Consider the following 4,759-nt stretch of genomic DNA (forward strand, 5'->3'; position numbering starts at 1 on the left):
GTGCCATATGCGGACATTGAAGCCGACTTAATAATACTGATAACTACGTATTGTAAATCTGCTCGAATTGCCACTAGTAAATGTGTTTCGTTTTACCAAGTTCTGTCTAAATCCTGAGCGTATAAAGAAATAGCTCGTTGATATTCTTTAATAGCATTACTATTCGTCGTGGATACTAAAAGTTCGAGCAGCAACTTTGTTGCTTCTTTGTGACGACCTATGTTGTAAAGGCACATGGCATAGAAAGGTTGGATTTCAATGCAACTAGGATACTCTCTGATCGTTTGCTCGAAATAGCTTAGGGCCTCTGAATACATACCAAGGCTTCGATAGTTAATTGCCAGTCCAAACAAAGCATCGAATCTTTCAATGGATGATAAAGGACCTGTAAGAGATGTCAGATAATGCTCAACCGCTTCTTTCTCTTTACCTTGATTGTCGTACGACCAAGCAATTTGTAAGTGAGCTTTAGCAGAATATGTCTCATTATCTAGTAGCGTTTTAAGTAACGCTATTGACTCATGATGTTTGCCTCTTTTCGCAATTGAATTGCTTGTTTTATTATACTTTCCATAATCTCCTCAAAGCTAATAACATCTTAATAAAGTACATTACACAAAATAGCTATCCACCTTAAACACTAAAACCAAGGGACAGGAAAAATGTGACAAAAACTGATTCAACTCTACAAGTTCGTCATAACCGCCAAGTTTCTTGTGTTTTTTCACCACGCACTATCTGATAAATAGCTATGTTTTTCTCAATCAAAAGTGACACCAAATCTGGTACGCACTGAATAGGCATTATCAGTTCATAACCAAACTCTAATTTGGTTATATTCTTCGAATGATAATGACCTAGAAATGAGCTAATGATTGTAAGAGCTTCGCCCTTCCACTCACCAACCTCAAAGTAGAATTTATACATATCCTCGCTATAGTCTTTTGGTGTATCACTTGTCATCTATTGTCTCTTATTTTTTACAATTCGTTTTTGGTATCAGCTCTTAAAACAGTTAACTACAATCCATTATTAATCAACTAGAGTGAATTGCATCCACACAGTAATTTAAAATCTCAAATACGGGTTAGTAACCTTTATTTGAGGTTGATTTAGGTAAAATTTATATATGTCTGTGTATGTATAACAGTAAAGTACTTTCCAATTGATAAGTGGTACAGCTAAACTATCAGGGGTGGTTAAAGTTAATACTTTTCAAATGGCTTAGCAAACACTTGATATTCATCTGAATAAACTATTTTTCCAGGTCTTTCTGTTCTGATTTTTTCAACTACGATACCTTTACTTTCTAGCAATACAACAAATTCTCTAACCTTAGAAATATGTTTTTTGGCCGATATTTTGAACCAACTTATGAAAATATCAGCTTTTCTAAGTTTTTGAGCATTCAAATAATCCAATGGCGATTCTAGGTGGTTGTTAAACCACTCCATAATGCTCTCTGCTTGTTCCAACTCATAATCCAAAAATTTATTATCATCTTTCATATACCTAACAGCAAGAAATAGACCTAGACGCTGATTTGACTCATGACAAAATTCGTTAATTACAAAGCGGATATACATATTACATTCCACAAAACTTTTATTGCAGAGCAAATCATTACTCCAGTCCCTTTTCTAAGGTTAATTTTTAAAGACATTACGTTAACTTGAAGGTGCACTATATCGATTTGAAAGCTCGACATACCATTCTCTAGTCTTTTCTGGAAGTTCATGATGACTGAAAGGTTCGCTCGTTTGAAGTAGCCACTTCAAGCTACCAAAAATGATGAAATCAGCATATGTTGGATTTAAACCGCCTACAAACCTTGCTCTTGTGAGGTACTTTTCTAAAACCAATAATTTTTTTAGTAAACTAGATGTAGCTTCAGCACTTTTCCTTTCTTGTACATCTTCAAGAGGCATTGAGAAAAGAGCTTCTCTTGATTTTCTAAAATATGCTTTATCTTTATCTTGTAATTTTTTGTAAATGTCAAAAATTGCAATCTGTGCGATATCAGAATGAAGCGAGTTAGACCACGCTTCAATAAATCTAAAGGTTTGTTTTGAATCTTCATTTGGAAAAAGTAAAGGTGTATCTGGGTAAGTTTTGTCCAGATAGACAGCAATATCATATGAATCATTAATAGCATTGTTGTTATCTGATATTACTGGCACCGTTTTAAATAGCCCTTTACTGATGTTTTTAATGTCCGTGAAAGCTACTTCTTCGCATTCAAAATTCACCCCTTTAAAACTTAATGCCATTCTTATACGCCAACAATAAGGACTAAAAATAACCCCATTTTTTCCTGCTAATTCATACAATTTAATCATGTTGTTCTCCTAAATAAATCACTTAACATGCGATTGATTAAAAAGTAGGTGCGACGCCTTTTCATTAACCGTAGGTTGGGTATTAATTCTACTTGCCACCTCAAAAGCTTTAATTGTTGACGGTCTCGTTTTGATATTATTTAACCAGCGCTTAAGGTTACTAAACTTCTCAATATCAATACTTTGAAAAGCATGTATTCTTATCCAAGGGTAACACGCGATATCAGCAATTGAATAAAAGTTACCAGCTAAATATTCAGTTTGCGCCAGTTGCTTGTCCATAACACTATAAAGACGATTCGTCTCATTTTGATAGCGGTTAATTGCATAAGGTACTTGCTCAGAAGCATAATGTATAAAATGATGATTCTGTCCAGCCATAGGGCCAAGTCCGGCTACTTGCCAAGCTAACCATTGTAAGACTTTATATTTATCAGTGAGAGATTCACCGATTAATTTCCCTGATTTTTCAGCTAAATATTGCAAAATAGCGCCTGATTCAAAAATGCTGATTGGTTTAAAAGTATTGAATGGGGCGTTATCGATTATTGCTGGTATTCTTTGGTTGGGGCTCAATTCGCTGAACTCAGGTGAAAACTGCTCCCCTTTAGATATATCTATTGGATATAAATTGTAGTCCAAACCTAGCTCTTCAAGTGCCATCGTAATTTTATGACCATTGGGCGTAGTCCAGTAATATAAATCAATCATAGTGATACCTTAAGTTATTGAGTAATGCTTGTTAAAAATTGATTAAACATAAACAAAGCGAAGATAAAAAAAGTAAATGCTGATAGTCGATTGAAGTAATTTGCGAACTTGTCAATGCCTATTGTTTTAGTTAAGTAGTTAAAACTAAAATAATAGAAGCAATGAACAAGTAATACATTTAAAGCAAAAATACTTGTTAATAGTGTTGCTATACCCGCAGAAATATAATTTTCTTGCATGTATGTAGGAAAGATGAATATAAAAAAAGCAAGTGCTTTTGGGTTCAGTAGACTGATGACTAGGCCGTGAAAAAAATGTTTTTTCTGTTCATTGCTCAAACTATTTTTATATTTAAATGCCTTAAGATTATTTGCTGCCAAATATAAAAAATAAAAAGCTCCTGCAAGATTAAGAACCTTAAATGCGCCGCCAACGGCTTCTGTTGTAAACATGATTAACAACGTTGCAAAGAAACCTACTATTAATATTCCTGTTGCAACACCCAGAACCCCCTTCAGTACATCTTGTGAATTTGCATTAAACACATTGTGAATTGTAAATAACACAGCTGGACCTGGACTAAGCACAGTCAGGAATGACACTAATGCAAAGCTAATTAAGTGGTAAGTTTCCATATTGACTCCATTTGATTTACGAGCCCATTTTATACTGCTAGGATAAAATCACTAACCCACTTTTGATTAAAACAGTTTAAACCTGAGGTTTACATGGACAGATTAAAAGCTATTGAGATTTTCATTTCTGTTTGCAAGGAAAAAAACTTTTCGAAAGTCGCAACGAAATTTGATATTTCCACAACAATGGTAAGCAAATACGTGAATTTTCTAGAAAAGGAAGTAAATATTAAACTACTTAATAGAAGTACTAGAGGACAAAACATAACAGAAGCTGGTGAGGTGTATCTAAACAAAGCTAAAGCGTTACAAAAGCAATATAGAGATTTAGTTCTTTCAATGGATGATTTTACAAAAGAGCCTGAAGGTTTGATTAACGTGAATGCTCCGCACAACTTTGGTACTCATGTATTAACAACAATCATTGCCGACTTTTTAGAGGCCAACCCCGCAATAAGAATAGACCTTACATTATCCGATTCTTTAACTGACGTTGTTTTAGACAATTATGATATCGTTTTCAGAGTCGGAGATTTGAAAGACGCTTCTTACATCTCAAAGAGAGTTTTTTCCCAACAACTTATTTTTTGTGCTTCACCAAAATACCTAAAAACTAACGGTCCCCCAAAAAATATAACGGATTTAGAAAATCATCATTTTTTAGGCTTTAAACCTTGGTTTGATAGCTCTAATTTTAAAAAGGAGTTTAGAATTGACCTCTTACATTTACAAACCAGTAGATTCATTAGTAATAATGGTAGTGCACTAAAAAATGCAGCACTCAAGGGGATTGGCATTATTCTTCAACCCTATCATTTGCTTGAAGAAAGCATCCAATCTGGAGAACTCATTAGAGTACTTGAAGGGTGTCAACCAAAAGTTAGAAATGTCCACCTTCTTTATGCAGACAAAAAACAACCGTTAAAAGTTAGGAAGTTCATAGATTTTGTTTCAGAAAATTTAACTAACTAAGGTAAAGCATTATGCAGATCTCTATTACAGTTTGCTTTAGAGTATTTACGTTAAATTATTTTGGGGGCATAAACAATTTAGATCCGAATGACGGCTCTGTGC

Annotated in this window: 7 protein-coding genes; 1 reads left to right on the top strand and 6 read right to left on the bottom strand. The window is 34.1% G+C overall.

Annotated elements, in window-relative coordinates; genetic code table 11:
• Positions 1-92 precede the first annotated feature (92 nt).
• The 6 genes from H5187_RS25220 to H5187_RS22660 form a co-directional block, all read right to left on the bottom strand.
• Entirely contained in the window at positions 93-545 is a 453-nt protein-coding gene (locus H5187_RS25220; protein ID WP_409072562.1) for a tetratricopeptide repeat protein, read from the bottom strand.
• Between the two features lie 151 nt (positions 546-696).
• Positions 697-963 (bottom strand): hypothetical protein, encoded by a 267-nt coding sequence (locus tag H5187_RS22640; protein WP_077535649.1) that lies wholly within the window; start codon positions 961-963, stop codon positions 697-699.
• Positions 964-1,205: 242 nt separating this feature from the next.
• A complete protein-coding gene (locus H5187_RS22645) occupies positions 1,206-1,586 on the bottom strand; it encodes a hypothetical protein (protein WP_077535648.1) in 381 nt (126 codons plus the stop codon).
• An 81-nt stretch (positions 1,587-1,667) separates the two neighbouring features.
• A complete protein-coding gene (locus H5187_RS22650; RefSeq protein ID WP_182719139.1) occupies positions 1,668-2,339 on the bottom strand; it encodes a glutathione S-transferase N-terminal domain-containing protein in 672 nt (223 codons plus the stop codon).
• An 18-nt stretch (positions 2,340-2,357) separates the two neighbouring features.
• Positions 2,358-3,050 (bottom strand): glutathione binding-like protein, encoded by a 693-nt coding sequence (locus tag H5187_RS22655; protein ID WP_182719140.1) that lies wholly within the window; start codon positions 3,048-3,050, stop codon positions 2,358-2,360.
• Positions 3,051-3,064: 14 nt separating this feature from the next.
• A complete protein-coding gene (locus tag H5187_RS22660) occupies positions 3,065-3,685 on the bottom strand; it encodes a LysE family translocator (protein ID WP_182719141.1) in 621 nt (206 codons plus the stop codon).
• A 93-nt stretch (positions 3,686-3,778) separates the two neighbouring features.
• On the opposite strand from H5187_RS22660, the gene H5187_RS22665 reads away from it, so the two are divergent.
• Positions 3,779-4,657: a LysR family transcriptional regulator gene (locus H5187_RS22665; RefSeq protein ID WP_077535644.1), complete on the top strand. Its 879-nt coding sequence runs from the start codon at positions 3,779-3,781 to the stop codon at positions 4,655-4,657.
• The last annotated feature ends 102 nt before the right edge of the window (positions 4,658-4,759 follow it).

Origin of the sequence: Pseudoalteromonas sp. SG44-1, from assembly GCF_014164315.1 — a bacterium.
Lineage (GTDB): Bacteria > Pseudomonadota > Gammaproteobacteria > Enterobacterales > Alteromonadaceae > Pseudoalteromonas > Pseudoalteromonas rhizosphaerae.

What these genes read in the sequence shown, in the direction of transcription:
- H5187_RS22640 (WP_077535649.1), bottom strand. Translation starts at nt 963, where the DNA reads ATGACAAGTGATACACCAAAAGACTATAGCGAGGATATGTATAAATTC.
- H5187_RS22655 (WP_182719140.1), bottom strand. Translation starts at nt 3,050, where the DNA reads ATGATTGATTTATATTACTGGACTACGCCCAATGGTCATAAAATTACG.
- H5187_RS22660 (WP_182719141.1), bottom strand. Translation starts at nt 3,685, where the DNA reads ATGGAAACTTACCACTTAATTAGCTTTGCATTAGTGTCATTCCTGACT.
- H5187_RS22645 (WP_077535648.1), bottom strand. Translation starts at nt 1,586, where the DNA reads ATGTATATCCGCTTTGTAATTAACGAATTTTGTCATGAGTCAAATCAG.
- H5187_RS22650 (WP_182719139.1), bottom strand. Translation starts at nt 2,339, where the DNA reads ATGATTAAATTGTATGAATTAGCAGGAAAAAATGGGGTTATTTTTAGT.
- H5187_RS22665 (WP_077535644.1), top strand. Translation starts at nt 3,779, where the DNA reads ATGGACAGATTAAAAGCTATTGAGATTTTCATTTCTGTTTGCAAGGAA.